The following is a 26,923-nucleotide window of genomic DNA, read 5'->3' on the forward strand; positions in this document are numbered from 1 at the left end:
TCCGCCGGTGAACACCTGCGACGTGCCGGCTCCATGATAGCACTACGCGTCAGGATCCATTCTAAGCCCTACGATCCACAACAACAGACCACAGACATCGCAGATCAATCAGAGGCCGAAGGGTGGGAACTGGACAACGCTTACGAATGGACACGGCCAGGAAGGTGTTCCACAGACACTACGTCTCTGACAGAGCGCTGGTCGCGAGCTTACGTCATCTTCCAGCTGAGAAGGAAATAGGGATGTACCGGATTGTCCGTCATTCGAATAACAGCTCGATATCGAGAAACCTGGCCTGACTTTTCGACTTCGATACAGATCATGAAGGCGCGACCGCGCAAGGATGACGTTGGCTCTTCGTTTGCGCCGATCGGAAATGGAGGCGGGCGATCTGAGGCCGCCCCTTGCTTACTGATCATCTCGGGCATCGCCGCCAGAGCTTCAGGTGTGGCACGTCGTGGGTCAACGAACTGGCTTCCGGAATACACGGTCACGGCTGGTTCGATCCGCTGAAAGAGAGCAGGCGTCATGTCCATTACGAGAAGAAGCTCGTCGACGCTCTGAAACGGACCGTTGCGCGGCCGGTGGGGACTATTCGCCGCGCGATAGTCGAACTCCTTGGCGCCATTAAGATGCTTCAATTCGCTCGCGGTTCGCCAGTCCACGATCTTGTCTGCAAGCCCATTTGCCGCATCGGCGTTTAGCCCTGCCGACCGCAGCAAACTGGCAAGCAAGGCAGGGTCGGCCTGGTTGATGTCGATCTTGCCGAGCTCGTCCTGGATCACGATCCGGATCTCGGCTTCGCCGAAATGGAGCAGGCGAACCTCGCCTACACCTGGATGCAAGAGGCGATCAGATTTTTGATCAAACAATCCCGACACGGCGTAGTCCAGCGCCCCGTCTGCAGTCGCACTCAGATTCGCAAGTTCACAATCGTTGCGGGCGAGGCGGTACGACACCTCGCTGCCCCAGAGCAGCGACAGTGACAACGTTGTCAATAAACCTAGGATCCACAGGACCGCTATGACTGGCATTTCTGATCTCTGGGACTGCCATGGTCCGAAGATCGCTTGGCGGACGACGGTTTCGAGAAGACATGTAAGAGACCTAGCTCATATGAGAGCACCGAGAAGCCGAGCCAAGCAGGAACGAACAATTCGCGCTCCTCCTCTACGAGCGGCTGTCTGCGGATTGGCCCTTGATCTTTCGTCTGTGCGAACAAGGCTTTTCTACTCCGGCTCGAGGGGCCGCAGCGCGGCCTGTATTCTTCAATTCTTGGGGTAGAGCTGCAATTCGATCGCGCGCCCCGCCTGCTCGATCCGAACACCTGACGCGTCGATCGACGTCACCCGCCAGCCCTGAAACGTCTCGTTTTCGTTGATCCAGGAGCCTGCGCCCCCTCCCGCCTTGCTGAGCAGATAGGCCTTGCTCGTGCCGCCGTTGATCATGACACCGCCGACCAGGAGGCCCGGGTCAGTGGCCACCGGGGGCGGAGCGGCCACCGGCATCGGCGGTGGCGGCGCGGGTGGGGGCGGAACGAACGGCTCGCGCGACTTCTGGAACACCGGATGGGCCAGGATCTCGGCATATGTCTGCAGCGGCTGCCGTCCGGCCACGCCCGCCATGGTCCGGGGCACCGGCGCTTCCCACGCCGCGCGGCGGGCGCCCGGTGCTTCTCCGCCCACAACTAACGTCGCGAGCCAGGCTCCGAACAGCAGATCAAGACCCGCCAGGAGCGCCAGAACTCCGGCAAGCGGCCTCACCCGCCATCGCACAAAGCTCCTCATTGCACGGCACCGTAGATATCGAGCTGCGCCTGAAGCACCGGCTCCTCGGCCGTTCCCGGGCGCATCGCAGGCGCGCTCTTCAGCACCGCATTGGCAATGAACAAATATGGCCTTGCGCTCTCGACCGCGTGGACCGCACGCATGACGGCGGGCAACTGCCCGGACAGATCGATGCGCGCGCCGCTGTACTTGATCTGATCGACGGTCCGGCCCGGCAGCGATTGAATCGCGCGGGACTGGGCGCCGGCATTGCCCATGATCGTCTTCAGCTTCGTCTGCAGGTCGGCGGCGATCACGTTCTCATTCGCACCCGTCAGAAACTCCCCGTTCTGGAGCTGCGACTCGGTTTCGGAGGCAAGGCCCTCGATGGCCGATGCCTGGGCTGCGATCGCGCTCAACCGTGCCAGCAGCGCCTGCTGTTGCTGGATCCGCGCCTCCCGCTCGGCGAACATCGCCCCGATCGGCGCCACGAAGCCCCAGAACAACAGCGCAAGAAGCGCGAGATTGACGACGATGAACAGGCCGCGGCGTCCGAGCGCGTCCCTGCGCTTGGTCCATTCGCTCATGGCGCCACCTCCTTGATGGCATCAGGCACACGAATCCTGGCCTGCAATGAAAAGCGTTCCCGGTTCTCGATCGGATCCATCGCGACCGGCGACGTCAGGGCAGCGTCCACGAACAGTCTCGATCCACCGAGCGTGTTGATCAGGCTCGGCGCCGCGGCCGAGAATCCGGTCATCGTGACCGTTGCGCTCCGTAGGTTCGCTCCCTCCACGAGCCGCAATTCGGTCAGCCAGGAATGCTTCGGCAGAATGCGCGAGGCTTCATCCCAGACGTCGATCAATCCCGGCACTTCGCTGCGCTGCAGACGAAGGCGCGACAGCGCCGTCCGCCGCTCCCGCAATTGATCCACCAGGACGCGAACGCGCTCGGCGCCCTTGCGGGCCACAACGATCTCGGCATCGAGCCGGTCCAGCGAGGCCTGTTGCCGGGCAAAGGTCAGGACCGCGATGCCGGACCCTAGAAGCACGGCGAGCGCGCCGAGCCCTGCGATCGCAACGGTGGAGGTCTTGCGGGCAGCCGCAGGACGCGCCAGTCGGATCGACGGCGAGGTTTGATCGTCGCCGAACACGACAAAGTCGATGTGCGCGACGGCAAGCCCGAGCTGATCTGCGGCCTGCTGCACGTGATGGCGCCGCGTCACCCATTGCCGAACCGCGATCCGACCGTCAGGCGATGTGGCGGTCAAGTGGTCGCAATAGATGTCCTCCGCCTTGAACGGCGTCCGGCGCAACAGGTCCTGCGGCACGATCGTATCGATCGCGCCCTTCGCCTCGGGTGGAAGCATGAGCTCGCGGCGAAAAACACTCTCTTCCGGCAGACGCAAGCCCAGATCCACGTCGCGCCGATCCAGACCATGACGCTGCAGGATGGATGCGATCGCCGCCGTCACCTCACCTGCATGGGTCGTTTCACCAGCCTGCACTCCCGATCGGGGATCGTTCAACTGAAGCCGGATCCCCGTGTCGTCGCGATCGACCAGAAGTCTCGGCCGGCCGGCCGGCGCCAGCGCGGCCACGAACCGTTGCGGCAGCAGATCGACCGCTTCCCTGCACCACCAGGCGGCCGCCGATTGCGCCCAGTCGCGCGGACGCGCCGCACGAACCGTGGCCAGCAACGCGCCTCTATCCTTGCTCTCATGCATCGCCCGTCCCGCCGCCCTATCCCATGCGCGTCGCGCGCAGAACTTCGTCGATCGTGGTCTCGCCGCGCCAGACCTTCCGGACTCCGGTCTCGTACATGCTCTGCATGCCCTGCTCGCGGGCGGCGCGCTCGATCGCAGTGTCCGACGCCTTGGCCAGGATCAGACTCTGACATGCCTCGTCGATGACCAGCATCTCCGCGATGGTCGAACGTCCGGAGAAGCCGGCATTGCCGCAATCGGAGCAGCCTTGCGGCTGGCGAATGTCTGGCTGCCCCAACGCACGGAGTCCGGTCACGGACCGCTCGAAGCTCTCCGCCCAATAGCTCGCCTGCGGATGACCATGCGAACAACGGGAACAGAGCCTGCGTACCAAACGCTGCGCAATCACGCCCTTCAGCGTCGAGGCCAGCAGATAGTTCTCGACGCCGATGTCGATCAGCCGCGTGATCGCAGACGCCGCATCGTTGGTGTGGAGCGTCGAGAGCACGAGGTGACCGGTCAGCGAGGCCTGGATGGCGATGCGCGCCGTCTCGAGGTCGCGGATCTCGCCGATCATGATGATGTCAGGATCCTGCCGGAGCATCGAGCGCAGCGCATGGGGAAACGTCAACCCGATCTCCGACTGGACCTGGACCTGATTGATTCCCGGCATCTGGTATTCGATCGGGTCTTCCACCGAGAAGATCTTGCGCTCGGTGCTGTTGAGCGTCTTCAGTGCCGTATACAGCGTCGTGGTCTTGCCACTGCCGGTCGGTCCTGTAACCAGGATGATCCCATTGGGCTGCTGCAGCAGAGCTTGGAGCGTCGCGATATGCTCACTGGAAAATCCGAGCTCGACAAAATCGAGGCTGATGCGATTGCGGTCGAGCACGCGCAGCACGACGCTTTCGCCGAAGGCCGTGGGGATCGTGGAGACGCGGAAGTCGATGTCGATGCCACGGACCGCGATCTTGATGCGCCCGTCCTGCGGCAGGCGCCGCTCCGCAATGTCGAGCTTCGACATGATCTTCACGCGGGACGTGATCGCGGCACGCAGGTCCGCCGCGAGCACCTGGACCGAGCGCAAGGCGCCGTCGATGCGATAGCGGACGAGCACCTGGTCCACATTGGGCTCGATATGGATGTCCGACGCCCTCGCCTCGACGGCACTGGTGATGATCTGGTTGACGAGACGGATGATCGGCGCCTCGCTCGCAAGATCGCGCAGCCGCTGCACATCGGCTTCGTTGGCCTCGGCGCCGCCGGTGGCGCGGGTCTCGTCGCTGCGCGACATGGCGGGATAGAGCCCCGCGCAGGCCTTGTCGAAATCTGCGGCCGTGAACAGCCGCATGTCGACCGAAAGGCTCGTGAGGAATGCAAGGGCCCGGATCGGATCGTGGTTGAACGGATCGGTCACGCCGACGGCAAGCCGGCCATCGCTGCAGCCGAGCGGCAGCACATGATTGTGACGCACGAACTCCGCTTCGACCAGTTCGGGCAACACAGGGTCGATCGGAATCTGATCCGGACGCACCAGATCGAGTGCCAGGAATTTCGCCAACGCCGCGACCAGACCGGCCTCCGACACCAGACCGAGCTTGGTCAGCACGGTGTCGAGCCTGTCTCCGGTGGTTTGCGCCGCGCGTCCGGCACGGTCGAGGCTCATACGATCGACGATGCCTTCCTCGCGCAGGAAGTCGCCAAAACTCTGCAACAATGCGGTCCGGTCCATGTCGGGCATGGACCGGTGCAGCTGCGCGCGCGGCTCCTCGATGTCTGCGGCGAAGGCGGCGTCCCGCTGCATCGCTGGCCCTGCGCGTCCGGTCATCGCGTCCCCCAGCTCAGCACCCAATAGGGCTGCTGCGGATTTTCCGTCAGGCGCACCGCGACCTCGCCTTCGACGACGCGCGACGCCTGGGAAAACTCGGTCCGGATCGTGAAGGCGCGCCCACGCAGCACCGTCATCGGATTGCCTTCGGCAAGGCCAGACCTGGCACCGTCGCGCGCGGCCAACGTCGCTTCGGCACTCTGCGCGGTCATGCCGGGCAGCGCGCGCAGCACCTCGCGCGGCGCCAATTGCGGATCGACGAACTGCCGTCCCGAATGGACCGTGAGCGCCGGCGCGATCCGCGCAAAGATCGCCGGAGTCATGTCCATCACCAGGAGCAGCTCATCGACGCTCTGGAACGGACCGTTGCGGGGATGATAGGCGGCGTTGCGCGACGCGTAGTCCCGGTCCTTGGCGCCGTTCAGATGCTTCAGGGACGTTGCGGTTCGCCAGTCCACGATCTTGTCGGTCAGGTCAGCGGCGGCCCGCGCGTCCAGCCCTGCTGATAGTAGCAGGCTGTTCAGCATTGCCTCATCGGTCTGGTTGAGGTCGACCCGTCCGAGCTCGTCCTGAATCCTGATGCCGATCCGCGTGCCGTTGAAATCGAGCGTGTAGAGGCGGCCGTCGGCGCGCCAGCGGCGGTCCGCCCTGGCATCGAGCAGACCGTCGATGGCGGCGTTCACGCCGGCCTCGACGAGCGCACCGAGAGCGGCCTGATCGACGCCGTTACGGGCAAGGCCATAGGACACGCTGCTCGACCATGACAGCGACAGCGCAATCGCCGTCAGCAGCCCGAGCCCCCAGAGAACCGACAGCACCGGCATGTCGCCCCCTATCGCCCGCGACAGCGCATCGTGAGCGCGTCGTAGACGCAGGCCACATCGGCCTGCACCCGCGGCGCGATCACGAGCTCCGGCCAGTGACGGGCATCGCCGGGACGCATCAGGACCCGCAGCCGGATCAGGCCGGGAGCCTCGCTCTGATCCTTCCAGCTTGTGCTCCAGGCCGCATTGGCGTCTCCCGTTGCTCTTGCCGCATAACTGAGCTCGATCCGATCGATGTCGGACACCAGCAGCGTCCGCTCGGTGTCCTGCTTCACCGCCAGTTCGGGTCGCGACTGCAGAACGAGATCGACCCCATCACGCCTGCGGTCGGCGAGCAGCTTGAAGCGGAAGCGGCCGGCCCCACCGGACACGGCCGGCGCGTCGCTGAGGAACTCGAGGCTCTCGGCCTGGCCGTCGATATCGATGCGCCGCTGCGCCGCGCCTTCGCCCAGCATCATCGGATAGAGATTGCCGATCAGCCGCCGCAGTACGTCCTGCGCCGCGAGCTCGCGCTGGAACGACTCCGCGCGGGCGCTGCCGCTGCGCCAGGCCTGCACGCCGAATTTGAGATTGTCGAACAGCAGGACGGCGAGCAGGCTGAACAGCGCCAGCGCAACGAGAACCTCGACCAGGGTGAAGCCGGCGTCGCGATCATCCATCCCGCTTGCTTTCGGCGACGTCATCGGCCTGGCTCACTGCGATCTGGAGGCTCTGGGCCCGAGGCGAAGCGTCGAGAGCGCATAGGAGCGCGGGTCCTGCCCTTCCAGCCAGCCGATCTCGACCGAGACCTGATACAGCTCGACCGGGCGTGCATCGCTGTTTGGCGCCGGCCGATAGGGCTGCATCGCAAGGCGCCACCGATAGCCGTTCGCCTCGGCGCCATCGCACGTCTCGGTGCGCAGCGGAATCGAATTGCCGACCTGGGCCATGAGCGACTGCGCCAGCGCAACGGCACCAGCCACGCGTTCGGCCATGCCCGTTCGTGACAGTCCGGTCGAGAACAGGCTCATCACCAAAGCGAGGCCGACCGACAGCATGGCCAGCGCAACGAGGACCTCCACCAGCGTGAAGCCGGCGTCGTCGCCGTCCGCGTGCTTCACCTCTGCCGTGGCGAGAGTCACGGCTGCCAGCTCGTCACATTGGCCGTGGCCGAGGTCTCGTCCTCACGTCCCTCGGGCCCGAGCGAGACGATGTCGTAGGTGCCGTGCTGTCCCGGGAATCTGTAGACATAGGGCCGTCCCCACGGATCGTTCGGGACCAGGGTGCCGCTGAGATAGGGCCCGTTCCAGGTGGTCGCGGTGGCCGGCTTCTGCACCAACGCACCGAGCCCTTCGGCTGCGGTCGGGTAGCGGCCGTTGTCAAGGTGATAGAGGTCGAGCGCCGAGGACAGGCTGCGGATCTGGATCCGCGCCGTCTTGAGCTTGGAGTCGGAGAGATAGCTCAGCACGCGCGGGCCGACGAGACCCATGATCAGGCCGATGATGGTGATGACGACAAGCATCTCGACCAGCGTGAAGCCCGCCTCGCCATCGCGGCCTCTGCGCAGACGAAGCCGGAATTGCCCGCGCCACGCGGCCACGCGCAGCTTCACGACATCACGACATTCCATCCATCCCAGCATGATCGTCCCCTCCCCTCAACACGTCGCGGCGGTCCGCACCGTCCCTGTCAGCCATTCGACACAGAGCCTGATATGATGCCCGTTCACCTCCAGGCTCAGATCGCCGCCGGTCGACGAGCCGTCCGGAAAGAACCGGAAGCCGCCCACGGCGGCGCCCACGCGCGTCGCGGCGGCATAGGTCAGCTTCGCCTGGATGTCCGGCGCAAAGGTGCGCGGCCGGACGACGTCCGAGCTGAAGGTCCGGCGGTCGACGTCGATGGTCAAGGTCATCACGCGGTTCTGCACGATCGCAGCCGAGCGCGTCGCGCGCAGCGCCGACGCAATCTCGCCTGTCGCCGCATCGAGGCTCACCGTGCCGGCGCCGCGTGATAGCAAAGGGACGGCGGCGGATACCGTCAGCGCCAGGATGACGAGCACTGCAAGCATCTCGACCAGCGTGAAGCCGGCGCTCGCCTCGTCTCGTCCCGGTTCCGCCCGCGCGCTCATCGCCCCGCCAGATCATTGATACTGAGGACGGCGTTCATCACCGGCATGATCAGCGCGCCGATGATCAATGCGATGCCGACCGTCATCGCCGGCGTCAACGCCGCCATGAAGCGATCGACGCTGGTCTGCAGCTGCTTCTCCAGCATCTGCGCCACGCGCAGCAGCATGCGGTCGAGCTTGCCCGCCTCCTCGCCGACCGCGATCATCTGCAGCGCGACGGCCGGCAGCGCGACCTCGTTGCGCAGCGCGCGGTGCAACGCTGTGCCCTGCTGGATCCGCTCGATCGCCTGTTCCATGCCGGCGCGGAGATGACGGTTGTCGACGACGTCGCTCGCCGATTTCGTCGCCACTATCAACGGCACGCCGGCCATCAGCATCGTACCGAGGGTCCGGGCGAAGCGCGCGGTGTCCTGCTGTAGAAGGAAGCCGCCGAGCAGCGGCAGCCGCAGCGCGAGCTGGTCGAGACGCCGGCGGCGGCCGGGATCGGCCAGCACGAATGCGACGACCGCCCCCCCAGCCACGATGGCGGCAACGCCGCCGACCACGATCTCGAGCCAATGCGCCTTCAAGGCCAGCATCAGCTGGATGGTCAATGGCAGCGGCTTACCGCTCTGGGTGAAGATCGGGGCCATCGACGGGATCACGCCGCCAACGATGATCGCGAGCGTTGCGAGGCTCAGCACGATCAGCATCGCGGGATAGATCAGGGCCGACTGGATGCGCGCACGGATCTCCGCCCGCCGCTCCAGGAGCTCGGCAAGCTCGGTCAGCACCTGCGCCAGCCGCCCGCCGCTCTCGCCGGCGCGCACGACAGCGACATAGTCAGCCGGGAAGATGCGCGGCTGTGCCTGCATCGCCTCCGACAACGGGCGGCCATTGAGGACATCGGCGAGCAGCGCCTCGACCAGGGTGCGCAGCCGCGCTGCCGAGGCCTGCGTCTGCACGATGCGCAAGGCGTCGTCCATTGGAATGTCGGCCGCGCAGAGCGTGGCGAACTCGCGCGTGAAGGCCAAGAGGTCCGCGCGCGCCGCGCCATTGCCGAGCGTGATCTCGCGGTTCCACCATGCCGTGCCGGCGCTATCGGCGGCCTGCATCTGGAACGGCGACAACCCCTGCGCCCACAGCGTCGCGCTCGCCGCATCCGCGGACGCAGCCTCGATCGTCCCCTCCGCGAAGGAGCCGTCGGTGCCGTAGGCGCGGTAGCGGAAGCGCGGCATCAGTCGAGAATCCTGCGTCCGGTGTCCTCGACCCGCCGCCGCGCCGGCTGCCGGCGATGCGGACCCTCGATCGCCATGAAGTGGCGGTACTCCTCGGTCACGCTGCGCGCCTCGTCGAGGCTGCGCATCACGTGCGGCCGGATCAGGATGATCAGCTCGGTCTTGCCGATGACGTTGTCGCGACTACCGGCGAAATTGCCGATAAATGGGATGTCGCCAATGATCGGCAGCTGGCTCCGGCCGGTCGTGCGGCCCTCCTGGATCAGCCCGCCCAGCACCAGCGCGTCATTGTCGTTCACGACCACCGATGTCCTGATCTTGCGCTGCCGGATGGTCGGCGAATCGATGTTCGATGACGTGGTCGGCGCCACGCTCGACACCTCCTGCTCGATGTCAAGCAGCACCCGCCCGCTCTCATTGATGCGCGGGATGATCGACAGGATCACGCCCGTATCCTTGTAGCTCACGGAATTGACGATCGGCGCGCCGGGCGTCAAGGTGCCGGTCGCCGACTGCGTCGTGATCGGCACCTGATCCCCGATCTGCAGCACCGCCGGCTTGTTGTCCATGACCGCGAGCGACGGCGAGGACACGATGTTGACGTTGGTGATCTGGTTCAGTGTGTCGATCGTGGCGGCGATGTTGGCCGCTGTCAGCGCGTAGGAAAAGCCGGGAAACACCGAGCTGACGGCGCCGGAGGCCGCTTCCGTCAGGGTGAATTTCGAGCTGTGCTTCTGCATGTACCATTGCACGCCGAAGCGCAGCTCGTCGTTCAGGGTGACCTCGGCGATGGTCGCCTCGATCAGCACCTGGTTCGGCATCTGGTCCAGCCGCTCGATCACCTGCAGCACGCGCTTGTAGTCGGCCGAGGCCGCCTCGATCAGGATCGCGTTCTTGGCCTCGTCGGCGACGATCCGCAGCCGCGGCCCGTCGGCCTCGCCGTCGCGACCGGTGGGTGCAGCCGGAGCCGCCGCCGGCATGACGCTCGGCGCAGCAGCCGCCGGCGCCGCATTGCGCATGCCGCCGAAGCCGCCGCCGGACGCGCCGAGCCCGCCGGTGAGGGACGGCGACGACGATCCGGACAGCCCGCCTCCGGAGGGCGACGGCTGCGACTGCACGCTCGCCTCCTGATAGTTCGGCGCCACGGTGCGCCGCGCGGCCGTCGCCGTCTGCGTATCGGTCGGGAACATCGACTGCAGCACGTCGACCAGTTCCTGCGCGCGACGGTTCTGCACCGCGTAGGTGAAGAGCTGCTTCTCCGACCCTTGCGCCTGTGCGTCGAGCTTGCGGATCCAGGTCTCGGCGCGGCGCAGATACTGGACCTGCGGCGAGATCACCAGAATCGAGCGCAGCCGCTTGTTGGGCACGAACTGCACCATGCCGGCCATCGGCCCGTCGCGGTCGGAGGCAAACACGCTTTTCAGCTCGGTGGCGATCGCGTCGGGCGCCGAGGTCTTGACCGGGATCAGCGCGAACGACATGCCCTTCATGGTGTCGACGTCGAACAGCGCGATCGCCTCCATCATCGCCGCAATCTCCTGGCGATTGCCCGAGAGCGTGATCAGGTTGCGCGCATCGTCGACCCGCACGACCCCGCCGCGCGGCGCGATCGGCTCGATAACGCGCCGGATCTCGGACGCCGAGACATATTTCAGCTGCACCACCTGCAGCCCGTTGCCGACCATCTCGCCGGTGTCAGCCACATCATCCGTGCGATACGCGCCCGAGACCGCCGTCTGGTCCGCAGCGACGATACGATAGATGCCCCGGTTGTTGACGAGCGCCGCATTGTTGGCCCGCAGCGCCGCCTGGAACAGATCGATGACCGCGGACCGCGCCACCGGCTTCGGCGTCTGGATCGTGATCCGCCCCTCGATTCCGGGATCGACAGTGTATTTGACCCCCAGGATATCGCCGAGCACCGTCTTCGCCGCCTGCGGCGCCGGCACGCCCACGAGATTGATGGTGATGCCGTCGGCGACATCCTCCGATGCCCGCGACACCGCCCCCGTCGGCGGCTCCCCGACGAAGCGCCCGGTGCCCTCAACCATGGTCGCCGGCCCACCCCTGACATCATCGAGCAGCGGCGAGCCCGACAGCTTGCCCACGCGCGCGCTTGCAGCTGGCGACCGCATCGCCGCCTGCGCCTGGGCCGCCGCACCGGCCTCCGCAGCACTCGTGCTCCAGGCGAACGACGACGTGCCCTCCTCCACCGTCTGGCACGCCGACAACGCCAGCACGACGGGAAGCGCTATCAGCTGAACTCTGCGACCCCCGCCGCGCAACACAATCACCCCGACTAGAAGCGGCCATCCAGCCCAACAACTAACAAGCGCAGCTTAAAGGGTTTGGGTCGCGAGGCACATTGATTACGTGATCCTCTGACGAGTCATGCACACATCTTTGATGTGATGATGTCCGAAAGCAGCAACACAACCATGAAGTGTACCGGACCGAAAGCGTTGGACCGCACCTGCCGTTCTGTCCCTTCGCCTCATACGCTTTCGACGACCGATTCAGTCGCGCAGAAGCCTGTTCGCAGTTCAATCCATGATAGCGATCCGCTGAGTTGCTGCGGCTACTCCGGTCTATAGTCTTCGAATTCCCAATACCCAATCCTAGCGACTTTGTCTGCGACTTCACGCCACGAATTGCCTGAGCATGAGGTGCAGTATTTTTCTAAGTAGCTTATGATTGCATCGTAATCGAACCTTTTTACAAATAGATGGTGCCTGCCGGACACTATCGGCGCATTCATACATTTCTCAAACCAGCCGGTGGTACATATCGTCAACCCAAAAGACTCCTCACCGACGCTGCCGGCCGGTCCAACCAGGGCAAGGACGTACACTCCGAAGTCACCCGAAGGTTGAAAGTTTACAAGATCGACATCAGTGCTGGTCAGTCGTCTAAGGTTTGCTACAATCATCGGTCTTCACCCTATTGTCTGATCGTGAGATGCCCATTGTTTTGCCACCGTCCAGATGGCTGAAATCGTGACATGAAGTTAGATTGGCTATTGCCCCAATATGGCTTGTAGGATGGTTGGCGATATAACCGGAGCAAGTCAGCGCTTTCCAAGTATCCATCACTTGTTACCCGGAAATTTGGTCCGACCCAAGCCTCGCCGAGTCTAGCTGAATCGCCTGCACTTGCTGAGCCTAGCCCAAAATTGCCCTTGCCTGTGGCGGCAGCTCTTAAAATCGCGATTTCCTCCGCCAGCGCGAGGCGACCGAAGATGGCACCCAAGATCGCATCTGGTGCCGCGGCCGTCACTACGAACAGCCACGCCTTACCCAGATTTCCTATAATGTCCGGTGCATATCCAGAATACCCGAGCGACGCGGCCGCCTGCTGGAAAGGGATCTGCTCACTACAGTGCAAGCAACTGGCGTATGAGTCATACGGATTTTTGTGGGCATCCTCATAGCTTAGCGTCGCCAAGTACTGGAACGCTCCCGTAACCGCTCCGTTCGCGAACTTTCCACCGCCCGCGACAGAGGCAATTCCACCTACAGCAGCCTGCACGATCGTGCCGCCCACACGTTCGCCCATGTTAGTTCTGGCATCGGGGAACAGTGTGTTCGTCAGCGGGTTGAACGCCGCACTCACTGCTGCAGCGGCCGCTCCGGACCCGCAAGACCCCCCCGAGATTACCGAGGAGGCGCATCCAATCGCGGCGCTGCCCGCCACATTCGCGGCATAGAGTCCCGGATTGAACGCAGGGTTGTTGAACGGGAGCGTTCCCGCGAACGTGGCGCCACCGAGCTGTTGGAACGCGAATGTCGACATCGCTGCGATCGCGCCGGCTTTGATGATGTCGCCCAGATTGCCACCCGATAAACCTGTGACAATCGCGGCCGCCAAGCCGGCTGCAATCGGAGTGCCGCCCATGCCGATCGTCAATGCAATCTGCAGGATCGACCGCGCGATCGCATTGGTCTGGAAGAAGTGCGTCACCGCCCGCCACGCGCTGCTGAACGCCTTGCCGATCGCATTCCAGAAGCAGCCGAGGATGCAGTGGCCGTTGGGATCGGTGAAGGTCAGCGGGTCGTTGCCGACATAGGAATAGCGGTTCCAGCCCTGCGTGCTGAACGGAAACTGAGTGACCGTGTCGGCGCTGGTGAAGCGTGCCAGCAGTGGATCGTAGACACGGCCGTTCATGTGAACGAGGCCAGCGACCGACAGCTCCTCGTGGTCGGTGAAGCCACGCGTGGTCTGGCTGGTGATGCTGCCGGTGGTATCGTCAGAGCCGTCGACGTTGCGGCGCTTGCCCCAGGCGTCGTAGCTCAGGCGCTCGACCAGCAGGCCGTTCTCGTCTGAGATCGCCGAGATCGAGCCGAGATGGTCGGTATGGAAGTAGCGCGTGGTGACCGTCGTGCCGCTGCCCGAGGTCTGAGCAACCCGCATGCCGACCCTGGCGTTGCCGACCAGGAGATAGTCGGTCCACTTCTGTGTGATCGTACCGGGGTTCTGCACCTCGGCCGCGACGCCAAAGGCGGCAATGTAGAGCGTCGTGCCCTCCGGTGTCACCTGCTTGACGCGCTGGTGGTCGGTGTCGTCGACGAAGGAGATCGTCCGCGCCCCCTGCGTGATGCTCGCGGGCTTGTTGTAGGAAGTGTAGACGATACTGCGGCCGAGACCGGAGGTCTGGTTGCCGTTGGCATCATAGGTGAAGGTGGCGCTGATCGTGCCGCCCGAGACGCTGGTGACCGCGTGGGGGCGCGGCTGCCCCGCCGCCGGATAGGTGTAGGTGCCGACATCCGACTTGGTCAGAATGTTGCCGATCGGGCTGTAGGCGAACGTCTTGACCAGCGGCGCCGTGTTGACGCTGGTGGTCGACGTCGTCAGCCGGCTCAGCGCGTCATAGACGAAGCTCTCGCTGACATTGGTGTTGGCATCGCTGCGCGAGGTCAAATTGCCGAGCCGGTCGTAGCCGAAGCTCTGGTTCTGCACCGTGCTGTTGACGCCGGTGGCGACGCTGATCAGCGATCCCGTCAGCGGATCGAAGCCACGGGTCGTGACCAGGCCATTACCTGCTGTCTGCTGGGTGAGGTGCCCCTCGGCATCCATCGCATAGGCCGTCCAGTAGGACTGGCCGCTGGCATCGTCCTGCAGCTGGTTGGAGAAGCCGAGGCTGTTGTAGCCATAGCGCGCGGTGAAGCCGGAGGGATAGCTGACCTTGGTCAGCCGGCTGTTGGCGTCGTAGGTCGCGCCCATCGTGTAGGTCGCGCCATCGATGGTGGTCGCGACCTGCAAGGGACGGCCGAGGCTGTCATAGCTGACGCTGCGGGCAAAGCCGTTGCCGGAGCCCGAGGTGATGCCGGTCGAGGCCAGCTTACCGATGCCGTTGGCGGCCGTGTCGTAGACCCAGACCGAGGTCATGTCCGGCTCGACCCGCTGCACCGTTCGGCCCAGCTTGTCATAGCTCACGCTGACCACCTGCCCCTTGGCGTCGGTCTGCGTGGTCAGCTGCCCCAGCGTGTTGTAGGTGTAGCTCCAGACGCCGAGATCCGGATCGGAACTCGATATCTTGCGCCCCCTGATGTCGTAGCTCGCAGTGACGACATTGCCGACCGGATCCGTGGTCTGCACCATGTTACCGACCGCGTCATAGGCGGCGGTCAGCGTCTGGCCGAGCGCGTCGGTGACAGAGACCACCTGGCCCTGGCTGTTCTTGACCGTCGTCCGCGCCTGGTTGAGCGCGTTGGTCTCGGTGGTCGTGAGGCCATGATAGGCGACCTGCGAGATGCTGCTGTCCGGCTGCGTCGTCGTGACCACGCGCCCGAGGGTGTCGTAGGTGAAGGTCGTGTAACGCGGCGTGCCGCCGTTCTGGAAGTATGGCCGGCTGGTCTGCGTGACCCGCCCGAGCGCGTCATAGGCCTTGGTGGCCTGGACAATGCTGCCGTCGAAGCCCTGGGTCTGACGCCCGATCTCGCGCTCCAGTGCATCGAAGAACACGGTCGCCACCGGTGCGATCACGGTCGAACCGTCGGCTGCGTAGGAGGTCTCCTGAATCAGATAGCTCGCGCCTGAAATACAGCTCGCGGTGCCGCCATTGACGCCGCTGCAGAACTGGTAGGACCAGCGGGTCTGGGTGCCGTCCGGCGACACGACCTGAGTCTTGCGGCCGAACTCGTCATAGCTGAAGGTCGTGGTCAGACCGTTCGGTCCGGTGTGGCTGGTCGGCTGGCCGAAACGCAGGTCGTATTGGAAGCTCTCGCTCTGCCCGAGCGCATTGGTGTTCGACGTGCCGAACTGTCCCCGCGCGTCATAGGTGCTCGAGCTCGAACGGCTGACGATATCGGCGCCGCTGACCGTCACGGTCTGCTTGTGGCCGAAGGCGTCGTAGACATAGTCCGTCTGCAGCCGCAGCGCCGGGGTATCCGGCTCGACGACTTCCTGCGTCAGCAGGCCCGAAGCGGCGTCGTAGGAGAACGACGATGTCCGGGTGATGGTGTAGATGTCGGCGACCGGCGTCGATCCTGACCCTGAGCCGGTCGACGGCGTGTAGGTGATGACGATGATGCCCTGCGCGCCGGCCGTTCCCGCCGTGTTGACGCCGGAGCCGCCCGGACCACCGGCGCCGTAGAGACCGGCAGACCCGTTCGCTGCGCCTGGTCCGCCACCGCCGCCGCCACCACTGCCACCGCCGCCGCCCGAGCCATGTGTCGCATCCCACTCGGACCCGGTGCTGCCGCTGCCACCAGCGTTGTTGATCCAGGCGCTGCCGTCCCAATAGCCCGAACCACCGCCGCCGCCGTTGCTGCCGACACCGCCGGGAACGCGGATCGTGCCTGCGCTACCGCCTCCCGTTCCCACGTAGTTGTTGCCGCCCGCGCCCGCGCCGGCGCCGTTCGTGCCGCCGCCATTGCCGCCGCCGCCGGCGCCCGAGCCATTCTGTCCGCTGGAGCCGCCATTGCCGCCATTGCCGTTCGGTCCCGCAGCGCCGCCGCCGCCACCACCACCATTACTGCTCGCACCGGAGTTGCCGCCAGCGCCGCCCGAGTATCTGACCGTGCCGACGCCGCTGCCTGCGGTGCCGCCAGCACCGCCACCGGCCGCGTTGAGGCCGCTGCTGGCCTGCCCGGAGTTCCCGCCCTTGGCGCAGACCGACTGCCACAGACATGTGGTGCCGGTGCCATTGAAATATGTGTCACCACCGCCCGCGCCTGCATTGGCGGCGCCGCCGCCAGCGCCGCCAAGACCGATCCGATAGCTGACGCTCGAGCCAGGTTGCAGCGACAGGTTGACGGCCTTCGAGTAGGCGCCGCCGCCACCGCCGCCTGCTCCCTCGGAAGAGGCATTGGATCCGGCGCCGCCACCACCGCCGGCGATCACCTCGACGGTATTGTTCGCGCTGTTCCAATCGCTCGGGACCGTCCAGCTCGAGCCGCTCGTCAGATAAATCCGCGTTGCCGATGAGGGCGGCGGCGGAGCGGGCGTGTAGTTTATGACGATGATTCCGGACGCGCCGGGCATGCCGGCGGTGTTGTTGCCGGAGCCGCCGGGGCCGCCCGCGCCATAAAGCGCGGCTGCGCCGTTCGCGGCACCGGCGCCACCGCCGCCGCCCGCCCCACTGCCACCACCGCCTCCAGAACCATGGGAGGCGTCCCACTCCGTTCCGGTGCTGCCGCTGCCGCCGGCATTATTCACCCAGGCGCTGGCATTCCAGTAGCCCGCCCCGCCGCCGCCGCCACCACTGCCATTGCCGCCCGGAGCTCCGGCGGAGCCTGCAGTTCCTCCACCGACGCCGGAGATGTTGTTGCCGCCGGCGCCGGCGCCGACACCGCTCGCGCCGCCGCCATTGCCGCCGCCGCCGGCGCCCGAGCCGTTCTGGCCGGAGGCGCCGCCATTGCCGCCATGCCCCAACGGGCCCGCGGCTCCGCCGCCGCCGCCGCCGCCGTTGCTGCTGGTGCCCGAGTTGCCACCCGCGCCGCCTGAATATCTTACGGTCCCGATGCCGTTGGCCAACGCGCCGCCTTGGCCGCCGGCCGCCGCATTCAACCCACTGCTGTTCAGGCCCGCGCCGCCGCCTTTGGCACAGACCGACTGCGCCTGACAGATCGTTCCGGACCCGTTGAAGTAGGTGTCACCTCCGCCGGCACCGGCATTCGCGGCGCTGCCGCCCGCGCCGCCAGGACCAACCCGGTACGTGATCGATGCGCCCGGCTGCAACGGGAGATTCGATATCTTCGAATAGCCACCGCCGCCGCCGCCACCGGCGCCTTCCGTCGACGCGTTCGACCCCGCGCCGCCGCCGCCGCCGCCGATGACCTCGATGGTGTTGTTCGCGCTGTTCCAATCACTCGGGACCGTCCAGGTCGAGCCGCTGGTGAGGAATATCTGCGCCGCGCCGGCGCCTGACGGGACGGCTGAGCTCATCAACAGAGCGAGCGCCAGCCTCTTCAAACCAGCGAAACGACTTGAACGCGACACACGAAATGACACGGCCTTGAACATGGTCAATTCCTCGGCCTGCAACGGCCAGCGTGAGCTCGATTTCGATCTGAATGGGGAAGATGGGCCGCTATTGCGGTCTGCGACTCGTGACTGTCGCCCGCGTCAATCTGCCGAGATACCAGTTCGACGTATCATTGGCGTACGTGTTGACCGTGGTCTTGCTGTTACCATCGGGCGTCGCCACCACGACCTGCGTCGCATTGCCGAAGTCGTCATACTGATTTGTCGTCGTGACCGTCGGCAGTCCGGATCCATCCAGATCCGTGCCGCTAGACGTGTTTTGCGTCAGAAAGACACGGTATGGCGCACTGGACGGACTGATTCCCGTTCCACCGCCTGCGTTCAGGCACAGATAGGTGTTGACCGACTGGCCGAGCGTCTGCGCGCCAAGCGTTCGGGTAGCTGAGGACACCATGCCGATGAAGGGGAAATCCTGACGAAAGGTCGTCGTGTCAGCAATGCCAGTTGCCAGGTCTTTCACAGTCATCTGGCGAAAACCAAGGTAGCCGCGACCACCCAAATCGAGCTTGGCGCCTGCATAGCTGTAGGACGAGCTGTAGGTACCGCCGACGCCATTGGATTGGTCCAGCCTGGACGCCACGTAGAGGGCCATCTGCATGTCCAGGATGGGATAGCTACCATTCGTGTCCTTGGTATAGACTGATCCGTTAGTCATAGGTGTATAGGTGATCGATGCCGTTGCACCGAGCCCACTGGTCACTTGGCTGACGAGATCGCCCGAGCCGCCGTTCGCCGCAAGAGTGTAGATGTAACCGTTGTCCATCAGCGCGAAGTCAGACCGCCCGTCACCGTTGAAGTCCCCCCCAAACACGAAGTAGTTGGCGCTCGGCGGCGCTCCAAAGTTCCAGCTGTTTGGCATCGAGATCGTATTGTAGGCAAAGGATCCATCTCCCTTGCTCAGAAACTGGTAGATATATGGCCCATTGCCCCCGATCAGAACAAAATCGGATCTACCGTCCAAATTGAAGTCACCGGCAATCACGTCAAATCCGGTGGTCGGCGGAGTACCGAAATTCCAACCCGGAATTGCGATCTGCACGTAGTCGAAATTGCCGTCCCCCCTGCTCTGGAACATATAGAGCGTCCCCGCTTTGAGCATCAGCCAGTCAGTCTTACCATCTCCATTGAAGTCACCCACGACAGGCATGTAGTCGGACGGGGGGATTCCATCCTCGGGCCAGCCGAACCGCCAGCCATTGGTTAGATCAATCTGCCGATAACTGAAGGTGCCATCGCCATTGCCAAACGCCTCGTAAAGCGTTGTGCCTCCAAGCATGATGAAATCGGTCTTGCCATCACCATTGAAGTCGCCCGTGATCGGCACATAACGGGTATTCGGATTCCCGAAGTTCCATCCATTATTGATCCAGATCGAGCTGCAACCAAACGAACCAGCTGCATTGCTGATGCACTCGTAGAGATAATCCTGATTGATCAGGATGAAATCGGTACGGCCATCCCCGTTGAAATCGCCGGAAACCGGAGCGAACGAACCCTGATCCAAGATGGGCCAGTTGGCCGGAGTCTGAACGACTCCGACGCGAAACGTGCCGTCACCATTACCCAGAAACGGAAAGATCTGCGATGAGTTCACGAAAGCGAAATCGCTCTTCCCGTCTCCATCGAAGTCTCCAACGAACGTCACATACATCGCGGCCGGATAGCCGCCGAAGTCCCAGACGTTCTGCGTCGAATTCACATTGGTGTAGCTGCCATCGCCATTACTCAGATACGCAAAAATCGACTTGTTCTTCGTCAGGACAAAATCGGTCTTTCCGTCGCCGTTAAGATCCATCAGAACCGGCGTCCAATACTGCATTCGCACGTATGACGATGCGACGAGATTATTCGGATTCGTCGCAACAGACGGCGAGAATGACCCGCCGCCACCGTTACTCCACTGGAACGTCGTTGCCGGAAGACAATTTCCCGAAGCGGCGCACGCCGTCACTGACGTCAATTCGGAATTGCCGCTCGTGCTGCTCTGCTGATAGGAAAGTCGGTAGTCCGAGACCATATTTGCACCGGCATAGGTCTTCACATTGGTCAGGCGAACTACAGTTCGGACGATAGACCCAGCTTGGTAATGCTGAATGACGTCCGGTCGCGACGCATAGGTAAACTGAACAGAATTATATGGACTGACCCCGGCGACGCTGTTTCCCGTGTAGTCGATCCTGCTTGGTAAGGCCTGGCCATTTGCCGCATCGACATTGTAGGTCAGACTCAAATAATTCCCCTTCGTGTCGGTCAACTTGCTAAGGGCCCAGGCCCTCGCGGTCGACTTACCAACCGCAAGGATCTGCGAATCGGTCGTATGGCCAAATTCCATGACCTGCCCCGATTTCGTGCGAACCTCAAACCACGACGGGCCGGTACCCGCGACTCCATGCGAGATCACCCTCGAGAACGATTCGACTTCGGTCCGATATTCGGTACCTTCGGCCCCGTAGGCGCCGCTCACTGCAACAAGCCTCTGCCCGTCGAGACAGAAGCGATCGTTTGCATCGAAATTGACGCTGCCCAGTACGCCATCCTGCACGATAGTCCGGGCACAACGCCCGATCGAGGGCAAGCCCCCCAGCGACCAACCGACCCCGACGATGCCGTTTCCGCCCTGACTGTTGTAGTCGAGCGACAAAGATGGCGCGACACCTGCAGATCCCGGCGGCAGCGCGATCGGAAGCGAATAGCTTGCAGAGCCGCTCTGGCCGACCGAGACCTTTCCCGGTAGCGACATCGTCTCGGCATAACTTATAGTTGTATTCTGAAAACAAAAAAATGCACTCGCGTACGCAAGCGCAGCACTGATTGCTCTACGCGCGCGACGACGTCGAGCGCCGAACTCCAGATCTCTCGTCACCCCTGCCCCCGCAGTCTCTGTACACCCCGAAACACAACAGACATTATTTGTATTTCACGATCAACTGACATTCGAATTTTTTCACAACATGTGGATGAGCATGGTCTATAAATACAACCTACATCTCCAGGTGCCGCACCCTCCTCTACATTTGCGAGCAAAGGTTGTTCGCATGACGCACCCATCGCCGCACTCGACGACACGGCACACAACGCTGAGTACAGAATAACTCCATGACATCCTCGCGCGTGCACGAATTGGACGAATCAGACTCAACGCTTTTGCTGCACGCCCTGCCTCGCTGTGAACTCGATGCCGACCTTTGTGAGCCTTGCACCGTCCGCAGGTCTGCAGCTCACGTCAGAAGCCGACCTGCACACGTTGCGCTGGATCAGAGCGCTGCAGCGTCGACACGGCCCGAGGAATCGGTTTCCGCTTTCCCTTCAAACCAATCGGGCATGTCCAGCTCCCGCGGAACGCGCATCAATTTCGCGTTCTCGGAAAACACGGTAAGCATCCGTCGTAGGCCGCGGAGGAAGCAGCCGCTGGCTGTCAGCGGGTCAGCGGTTCTCAGATTTCCCTGCGCATCTTGAGGATCTCAATCAAGTTCTCGATGCCGAAGTCGGTGATGGCCATGACGCCGTCGTCGGCGACGCCGTAGACCCAGATGACGCCGTCCTCGATGTCCATTCCGCTGGCGACGTCCTGCAGCCAGTCTTCATCTTCGCCGAGGTCCTTCGCGACCTTGGCTATGGTGGTGACGTGATGCACTTTGTTGACGTGCGTGGTCATGCTGCTTGAGCCGAGAGCGCTTTGGCCTGAGGCCCCCACTTCCAGGGCAGAAATCTATCCAGCCGATGCGCCGGATGAGCAGCGATGCGCGGGAGGACATCCGCGAGCTAGGCTTGCGGATCGATCAATGGCAGGAGTGCTGAGGAGCGCGTTCGGGTGCGGCAGACGCTGAGCCGGCCTCTGGTCGAGGATCTGCAGGTCTACATGCGCGAGCAGTTCGCCAAACTGTCCCGTGGCCACGACATCGCCAAGGCGTTCAACTACATCCTCAAGCGCTGGACGAGCTTCACCGCGTTCCTCGATGACGGGCCGATTTGCCTCTCGAACAATGCTGCTGAGCGTGGCCTGGGAGGCATCGCTCTCGGTCGAAAATCCTGGCTGTTCCGCATTCAGCTCGCCACGCCAGCGCCGCCAAAACGTGCTGCGGATGTTGGTTAGCGGGCGCGATTGTGACTTCGAGCCCCGCCGCCCCCGCACGTGCAGCTATGTGGGGGTTGGCCTCGGCGGTCTGCACGGTCCAGTCAGACAGGGCATCAATGAGTGCACGGATCGAAATTCTGTTACCTGCGCCGACATCGAAACAGCGATGCCGGAACATTACCTGCGGCGACAACATAGACGACGGCAACGAGAACGTCAGGCGGATAAGTCGGCCGGCTAGCGTCGCAAAGGTCGGCGAGACCGTTAAACTTACGCGTATGGTTCTGCATTGCGGACAAAGCTCCTTGAATTTGCCTGTGGCAGGATCAATAGACGGCGCCTTCAACAACCTTGTTTCAGGCAGACTCCAGGCTTCCCCTCCGTTGGCGGTCCGCGAACACGATCCTGCAATTCAATCGAGGGTTGACCGTCGAGCGGCGGCCGCAAGGCTCGTGGTCGTGAATGCACCGCGGAGACCCGGCCGCTATCGACACGCCCGGCACAGAAGGCGGTAGCCTTCCAGGACTGCCCCGTCGACTGTTGCAGCGACCGCGCTGTCTGATGACACTTCCTCCGCGCTCTGCGCATCTGCGCGACATGCATATCTGATACGTGTGCTCTGCAAATCGCGAGCGTCGCCAGCTCATTCTCAGCGGGTCGAACTGATTCAGCGCAATCGCGCGGCCGACTCGCCGGCCATAATTGATGCTGATCAACTACTTTCAACAATTTTTGGTCGCAGTCCATGATGATTATCGCCCCGCGTGCATTCGACTTGTGCAACCTCGGCGAGCTTTTGCCTTGCTCGTGCGGATGATCGTTCGTATGATTCGAATGTGATCGGACCGTGAGAAAAGTTCACTGCCGGCACGCATTCCTTCAACGCTCGCGAGACCCGGCCAGTGTTACAGCGACGTAGTTTTCTCGGGCTTCCGTTGTTGGCGTTGTGTGGCTTGGCAAGGTCGGCCTGGGCGGGCAATTCCGTCGAGACGTCCAGAGTCAGAGTGACGATCGGCGGGAAGGCATTCCTACAATACGCACCGGTCACACTTGCCGAGCGCCTTGGCTTTTTCAGGGACGCGGGTCTCGACCCGGAGCTTCTTGACGTGAGCGGCGGATCCAAGGCGCTCCAGGCTCTGGTGGCAGGAAGTGCCGAACTCACCGCTGGCGCTTTCGACCACACGATTCAGATGCATGCCAAGGGACAAAAGATCGCCGGGGTCGTGTTGTTTGGCAGACATCCGACGTTCGCATTGGCTCTGCGAAAGGAGAAGGCTGCGGACTATCGCGACCCAAGCAGCCTGAGAGGCATGAAGATCGGGGTCACGGCATTGGGATCCCAAACGCAGTTCATGGTGGAGTACATCGCTTTGCGAGCTGGTGTCTCTCCGGCCGACATTTCCTTCGTCAGTGTCGGAGGTGGCACAGGTGCCGTAGCAGCGATCCGCAACGGCGCTGTGGATGCGGTCGTCACGGGTGAGCCGGCGCTTACGACGCTGACAGCCGCAGGTGACGTCAAACTGGTCGCGGACACTCGCACCAACGAAGGCACAATCGGCGTTTATGGCGGTCTCTATCCGTCAGGGACCATCTATGCGCGGTCGGACTTCATCGAGCGCAACCCCGACACACTCCAGGCGTTCGTTCTCGCAATGGTACGCGCCCTGCAGTGGATTGATCGCGCGTCCGTCGACGAGATCGCCGATGCGCTCCCGGAGGAATGGGCCAAACCTGATCGAAACATCTTTCTCGCCTCCATCCGGAGCACCCGAGACATGTTTTCGCCCGATGGCCGGTTCAGCGCCGAGAGCGCGGGGATCGCATTTCAGGTGTTGTCGACCGTCGACCCACAATTGCGTGGCGTGAAGGTCGATCTCGCGGAGACATTTACGAACAGATTCGTCGAAAAGGCTCTCCAGACGCTAGCATCGAAATAGCATCGTGGAGAGTTCGAGCCGATGAACACGCCCGCGGCACTGTGGGATCGAGGCTAGGTGGTGGCGCCGCGAGCTCCGCAGCATTCGAACGCTTCTGCTTCGGCCGTCAAGAAAACGGCGCCGAAGACGCGTCCGACAGATAAGCCCAAGCGCCCAAAAGGACGGCCCGCGATCCTTGCAAGACGGCGGCGCGACATACCGCTTCATCATCAGGTGTTCTTGGTCCTGCAGGACGAAATTGCAGAACGCCGCTATGCACCAGGAGAAGTCTTGCCGGCGGAGGCGGATCTGGCTGTGCTCTTCGGCGTCTCGCGCGTGACGATTCGGGCAGCTTTGGACACTCTCGATGAGCTCGGACTGATCGAACGCCGCCAGGGTATCGGCACGTTCGTACGGGAGCTCTCGAAGCCAGAGCCTCTCACGGTGCCGATGATGGACCTCGCTGCTCGAAACAGGGAGATCGTGCGCACAACGCGAGCTCACGTGGTCGAGTTCGAGTTCAAGGTGGCCCCTCGTCACGTTCGCGAGCACTTCCAAGCCCAGCCAGGCGACCTTTTCCAGCGCACAGTTCGCATCCGTTACATGAATGACTGGCCAATCATGCAGGTCACGACCTACATTCCGGAAGCGATCGGACGGCAATTTGGTCCTGAAGACATGGAAGGAGGGTCGCTCTATGCGATTCTGCAGCGCTTCGGCATCACATTCACATCTGGCGAGCAGATTGTGACGGCAGCTGCAGCCGACCCCATCGTCGCAGCACGCCTCAATGTCGCGATAGGCGCACCGCTCTTGAAGGTGGTGCGCATTCATTTCGACAGCGCCGGACGTCCGATTCAGCACTTCGAGCTGCTGGCTCCACCTGCAACCTACGAGCTTCGTATGCCATTGAAAGACTTCTAGCCTGCCTGTAGGCGCGCCAAGTCCCAAGCACGTCCCGTCCAAACTGACATTTCGGTGCGCGTGCGAAGGAGAAGCGCTCACAATCTCATGGGGCCGCGCCGTGGCCGGACCGGCCCACACCGGGAGGCGTCACAAGACATGAGCCTCTGCACGGCGGCCGAACGATACAGATGACGTCCGAACCAGTTTCCCCTTCATTCCCTCGCTTTCAATCGACGGTCCCTCACTACGTGGCCGGGCGACCGAATTACGCACCCGCGCTCATCCAAGTCGTGGCGGATCACCTTCGTCTGACCAAGGACCACCGATTGATGGATCTCGGCTGTGGGCCAGGGTGGCTCGGCATCGCATTTGCGCCCCTGGTCGGCAAGGTCATCGGAATAGATCCGGAGCCTGCCATGCTAGAGGCTGCTCAGGCGATCGCCAACGCGGCGGCCGTTGAGATCGAACTGATCGAAGGTAGCTCGTTCGACCTCAGCCCGCAGCTCGGCCGCTTTCGCGCCGTGGCGATTGGACGCGCCTTTCATTGGATGGATCGCGCCGATACGCTGCGAAAGCTCGACCCATTGATCGAGGAGGACGGCGCAGTCATGCTGTTCAATGACGTACGTCTCGATGTCCCACAGAACGCCTGGTACAAGCGTTACTCGGACGTCGTCGATCGGTTCACCAACAAGAGTGTCGGTTTCGCACCCGAGCGCTTACGTCACGAACCGATCCTGCTGGAGTCGCGCTTCGGTCAGCTCACCAGAATTGGTGTCATTGAGCAGCGTCTCGTGCCTGTCGCTCGCCTGATCGACCGCGCACTATCGATGTCGACCTCCTCGCCTGAACAGCTGGGCGTTCTCGAAGGTCAGCTCGCGCAGGAATTGACGATGGAGATGTCGCCATTCGCAACCGCCGGCGGCGTCGTAGAAGTCATTGAATCGCAAGTCCTCATTGCGCAACGCCGCTGAGGCTCACAAGCTTCGCTGCCCAATCGACCTACTTGGCCGCCCAACAGGGGCGAGCGCGCCGGCACACGCCAGCCGCCAAAGGTCATCGCACCGCTCCATGACGAAAACGGCCCGCAGCAAAGACCTTAGCTCAGCTCTACACCGGCGACTGAACAAGCGGATTCGATCAGATGCCGCACGGTCCGGGCATCCCAGTCGAGCCTCTCGGGGACGTCCGCCCAGTAATTTGAGAGCACATGTGCAGCATGTCGCGCCTTTACCCCCAGACCAACGACCGTTCTGGCCGGAATCGCCATGATGGCGCGTTCAATCGGGTCAAGCGAACTCAAGACCGCTTCGATGCGCTCGACACCGGGCACCACCACGCCGGAGATCTGCGATTGTGCATCCCAGGTGGCCGCAGCTGATTGCGCATCTTGCTGCTGGAGAGTTGCGAGTTCTGCGGAGAGCGCTTCAAAGCTGCGTCCGAGGGCAACCAGCACGGCGTCGGGATTGCTTTCGATGGCTTGCTCATCGAGCGTCAGACCACCTGGCTCGACGGTTGCCAAAATCCGCAGGGTTTCATCAAGAGACATCACCGAACTCCAGGCCGAAAACGGTCGGTGGAAGGTCGCCGACAGCCGATCGGTTGCAAGGGATCGACGTGCACCCAGCGGACGAAGTCCGCCTCTCCTTCTCGACGTGAGACGATATCGCCCAGTCGTATCAACATCAATACAATATCTGTTTCAGGCCGTCATCAATAGGTCCCAGACTGCCAGAGTCCCGTCACGACGCAATGCGGAGAGCTCGCATCGCGACGCAGGAAACGGCGTTGTCTTTGACGCCGGCTCATTTCACGCGACGTGCCGAGACGAAAGGAGGTTGCGTTCGGCCAGCTTGACTCATGCCACGCAAGCCTGCGCTTGGCGAGCTACCGAAATTGGTGATCCTACACCAGCGGCGGAGTCACCGGCTAGAAAGCTCGTCCGGCGTCCGCAGTGCGGCCTATTGCTGCGTTGCCACTATCATCGCTACTCGTCTTACGCGAGTAGCCAATGCCTGTGACCTTGCCCCCAAGTTTTATCCAGATCTGAGTTCGTTCGGGCGGTTGGATGTGCCCATCCGGGCGGTGGTAGCGA

General features: G+C 63.2%; 20 protein-coding genes and 2 pseudogenes. 4 read left to right on the forward strand and 18 right to left on the reverse strand.

Going from position 1 to position 26,923, the window contains the following annotated elements:
• Positions 1–209: 209 nt before the first annotated feature.
• From QX126_RS31090 to QX126_RS31165, 17 genes and pseudogenes are all read right to left on the reverse strand, one after another.
• Complete coding sequence (locus QX126_RS31090; protein ID WP_315786124.1) at positions 210–1,034, reverse strand: type II secretion system protein GspK; 825 nt, start codon at positions 1,032–1,034, stop codon at positions 210–212.
• 234 nt (positions 1,035–1,268) lie between these two features.
• Positions 1,269–1,787: a hypothetical protein gene (locus QX126_RS31095; RefSeq protein ID WP_315786126.1), complete on the reverse strand. Its 519-nt coding sequence runs from the start codon at positions 1,785–1,787 to the stop codon at positions 1,269–1,271.
• Positions 1,784–2,353 carry a type II secretion system protein GspM gene (gspM, locus tag QX126_RS31100; RefSeq protein ID WP_315786128.1) on the reverse strand — a complete coding sequence of 190 codons (570 nt, stop codon included), beginning with the start codon at positions 2,351–2,353 and terminating at the stop codon, positions 1,784–1,786. The genes QX126_RS31095 and gspM overlap by 4 nt, the downstream gene beginning before the upstream one ends.
• Entirely contained in the window at positions 2,350–3,366 is a 1,017-nt protein-coding gene (locus QX126_RS31105) for a PilN domain-containing protein (RefSeq protein ID WP_315786131.1), read from the reverse strand. Before QX126_RS31105 ends, gspM begins: the two co-directional genes overlap by 4 nt.
• Positions 3,367–3,508: 142 nt before the next feature.
• Positions 3,509–5,275, reverse strand: coding sequence for a GspE/PulE family protein (locus QX126_RS31110; RefSeq protein ID WP_315786170.1), 1,767 nt, complete (start codon positions 5,273–5,275; stop codon positions 3,509–3,511).
• 20 nt (positions 5,276–5,295) lie between these two features.
• Complete coding sequence (locus tag QX126_RS31115; protein ID WP_315786133.1) at positions 5,296–6,123, reverse strand: type II secretion system protein GspK; 828 nt, start codon at positions 6,121–6,123, stop codon at positions 5,296–5,298.
• An 8-nt stretch (positions 6,124–6,131) separates the two neighbouring features.
• Entirely contained in the window at positions 6,132–6,806 is a 675-nt protein-coding gene (locus tag QX126_RS31120; protein WP_315786137.1) for a prepilin-type N-terminal cleavage/methylation domain-containing protein, read from the reverse strand.
• Positions 6,807–6,815: 9 nt separating this feature from the next.
• Positions 6,816–7,244 (reverse strand): type II secretion system protein, encoded by a 429-nt coding sequence (locus tag QX126_RS31125; protein ID WP_315786138.1) that lies wholly within the window; start codon positions 7,242–7,244, stop codon positions 6,816–6,818.
• Positions 7,241–7,744 carry a type II secretion system major pseudopilin GspG gene (gene gspG, locus QX126_RS31130; protein ID WP_172184652.1) on the reverse strand — a complete coding sequence of 168 codons (504 nt, stop codon included), beginning with the start codon at positions 7,742–7,744 and terminating at the stop codon, positions 7,241–7,243. The genes QX126_RS31125 and gspG overlap by 4 nt, the downstream gene beginning before the upstream one ends.
• 15 nt (positions 7,745–7,759) lie before the next feature.
• Positions 7,760–8,230 carry a GspH/FimT family pseudopilin gene (locus QX126_RS31135; protein WP_315786144.1) on the reverse strand — a complete coding sequence of 157 codons (471 nt, stop codon included), beginning with the start codon at positions 8,228–8,230 and terminating at the stop codon, positions 7,760–7,762.
• Positions 8,227–9,447, reverse strand: a complete 1,221-nt coding sequence (locus tag QX126_RS31140) for a type II secretion system F family protein (RefSeq protein ID WP_315786147.1) — start codon at positions 9,445–9,447, stop codon at positions 8,227–8,229. The genes QX126_RS31135 and QX126_RS31140 overlap by 4 nt, the downstream gene beginning before the upstream one ends.
• Positions 9,447–11,702 carry a type II secretion system secretin GspD gene (gene gspD / locus QX126_RS31145; protein ID WP_409999140.1) on the reverse strand — a complete coding sequence of 752 codons (2,256 nt, stop codon included), beginning with the start codon at positions 11,700–11,702 and terminating at the stop codon, positions 9,447–9,449. The genes QX126_RS31140 and gspD overlap by 1 nt, the downstream gene beginning before the upstream one ends.
• Positions 11,703–12,025: 323 nt before the next feature.
• The gene (locus tag QX126_RS33640) at positions 12,026–12,376 is read right to left on the reverse strand and encodes an immunity 8 family protein (protein ID WP_409999137.1); all 351 of its coding nucleotides are present in this window, start codon (positions 12,374–12,376) and stop codon (positions 12,026–12,028) included.
• A gap of 11 nt (positions 12,377–12,387) precedes the next feature.
• On the reverse strand, positions 12,388–17,910 hold the full coding sequence (locus QX126_RS31150; protein WP_409999138.1) for an RHS repeat-associated core domain-containing protein: 5,523 nt from the start codon (positions 17,908–17,910) through the stop codon (positions 12,388–12,390).
• Positions 17,911–17,977: 67 nt separating this feature from the next.
• Entirely contained in the window at positions 17,978–20,671 is a 2,694-nt protein-coding gene (locus QX126_RS31155; protein ID WP_315786153.1) for an FG-GAP-like repeat-containing protein, read from the reverse strand.
• Positions 20,672–21,364: 693 nt separating this feature from the next.
• Positions 21,365–21,586, reverse strand: a complete 222-nt coding sequence (locus QX126_RS31160; RefSeq protein WP_315786155.1) for a hypothetical protein — start codon at positions 21,584–21,586, stop codon at positions 21,365–21,367.
• Positions 21,583–21,711 (reverse strand): annotated as a pseudogene (locus QX126_RS31165) (transposase domain-containing protein); the annotation flags it as partial. The gene QX126_RS31160 and the pseudogene QX126_RS31165, both read right to left, overlap by 4 nt.
• On the opposite strand from QX126_RS31165, the pseudogene QX126_RS31170 reads away from it, so the two are divergent.
• The 4 genes and pseudogenes from QX126_RS31170 to QX126_RS31185 form a co-directional block, all read left to right on the forward strand.
• Positions 21,707–21,970: pseudogene (locus QX126_RS31170) on the forward strand (transposase); the annotation flags it as partial. The pseudogenes QX126_RS31165 and QX126_RS31170 overlap by 5 nt on opposite strands.
• 1,040 nt (positions 21,971–23,010) lie before the next feature.
• Positions 23,011–23,943: an ABC transporter substrate-binding protein gene (locus QX126_RS31175; RefSeq protein WP_315786157.1), complete on the forward strand. Its 933-nt coding sequence runs from the start codon at positions 23,011–23,013 to the stop codon at positions 23,941–23,943.
• A 57-nt stretch (positions 23,944–24,000) separates the two neighbouring features.
• Positions 24,001–24,846 (forward strand): GntR family transcriptional regulator, encoded by an 846-nt coding sequence (locus QX126_RS31180; RefSeq protein WP_315786160.1) that lies wholly within the window; start codon positions 24,001–24,003, stop codon positions 24,844–24,846.
• Between the two features lie 170 nt (positions 24,847–25,016).
• On the forward strand, positions 25,017–25,802 hold the full coding sequence (locus QX126_RS31185) for a class I SAM-dependent methyltransferase (protein ID WP_315773534.1): 786 nt from the start codon (positions 25,017–25,019) through the stop codon (positions 25,800–25,802).
• A gap of 125 nt (positions 25,803–25,927) precedes the next feature.
• Here the strand turns inward: QX126_RS31185 and QX126_RS31190 are convergent, their stop codons facing one another.
• Entirely contained in the window at positions 25,928–26,377 is a 450-nt protein-coding gene (locus tag QX126_RS31190; protein WP_315786163.1) for a hypothetical protein, read from the reverse strand.
• Between the last annotated feature and the right edge of the window lie 546 nt (positions 26,378–26,923).

The organism is Bradyrhizobium sp. SZCCHNPS1003 (assembly GCF_032381555.1).
Lineage (GTDB): Bacteria > Pseudomonadota > Alphaproteobacteria > Rhizobiales > Xanthobacteraceae > Bradyrhizobium.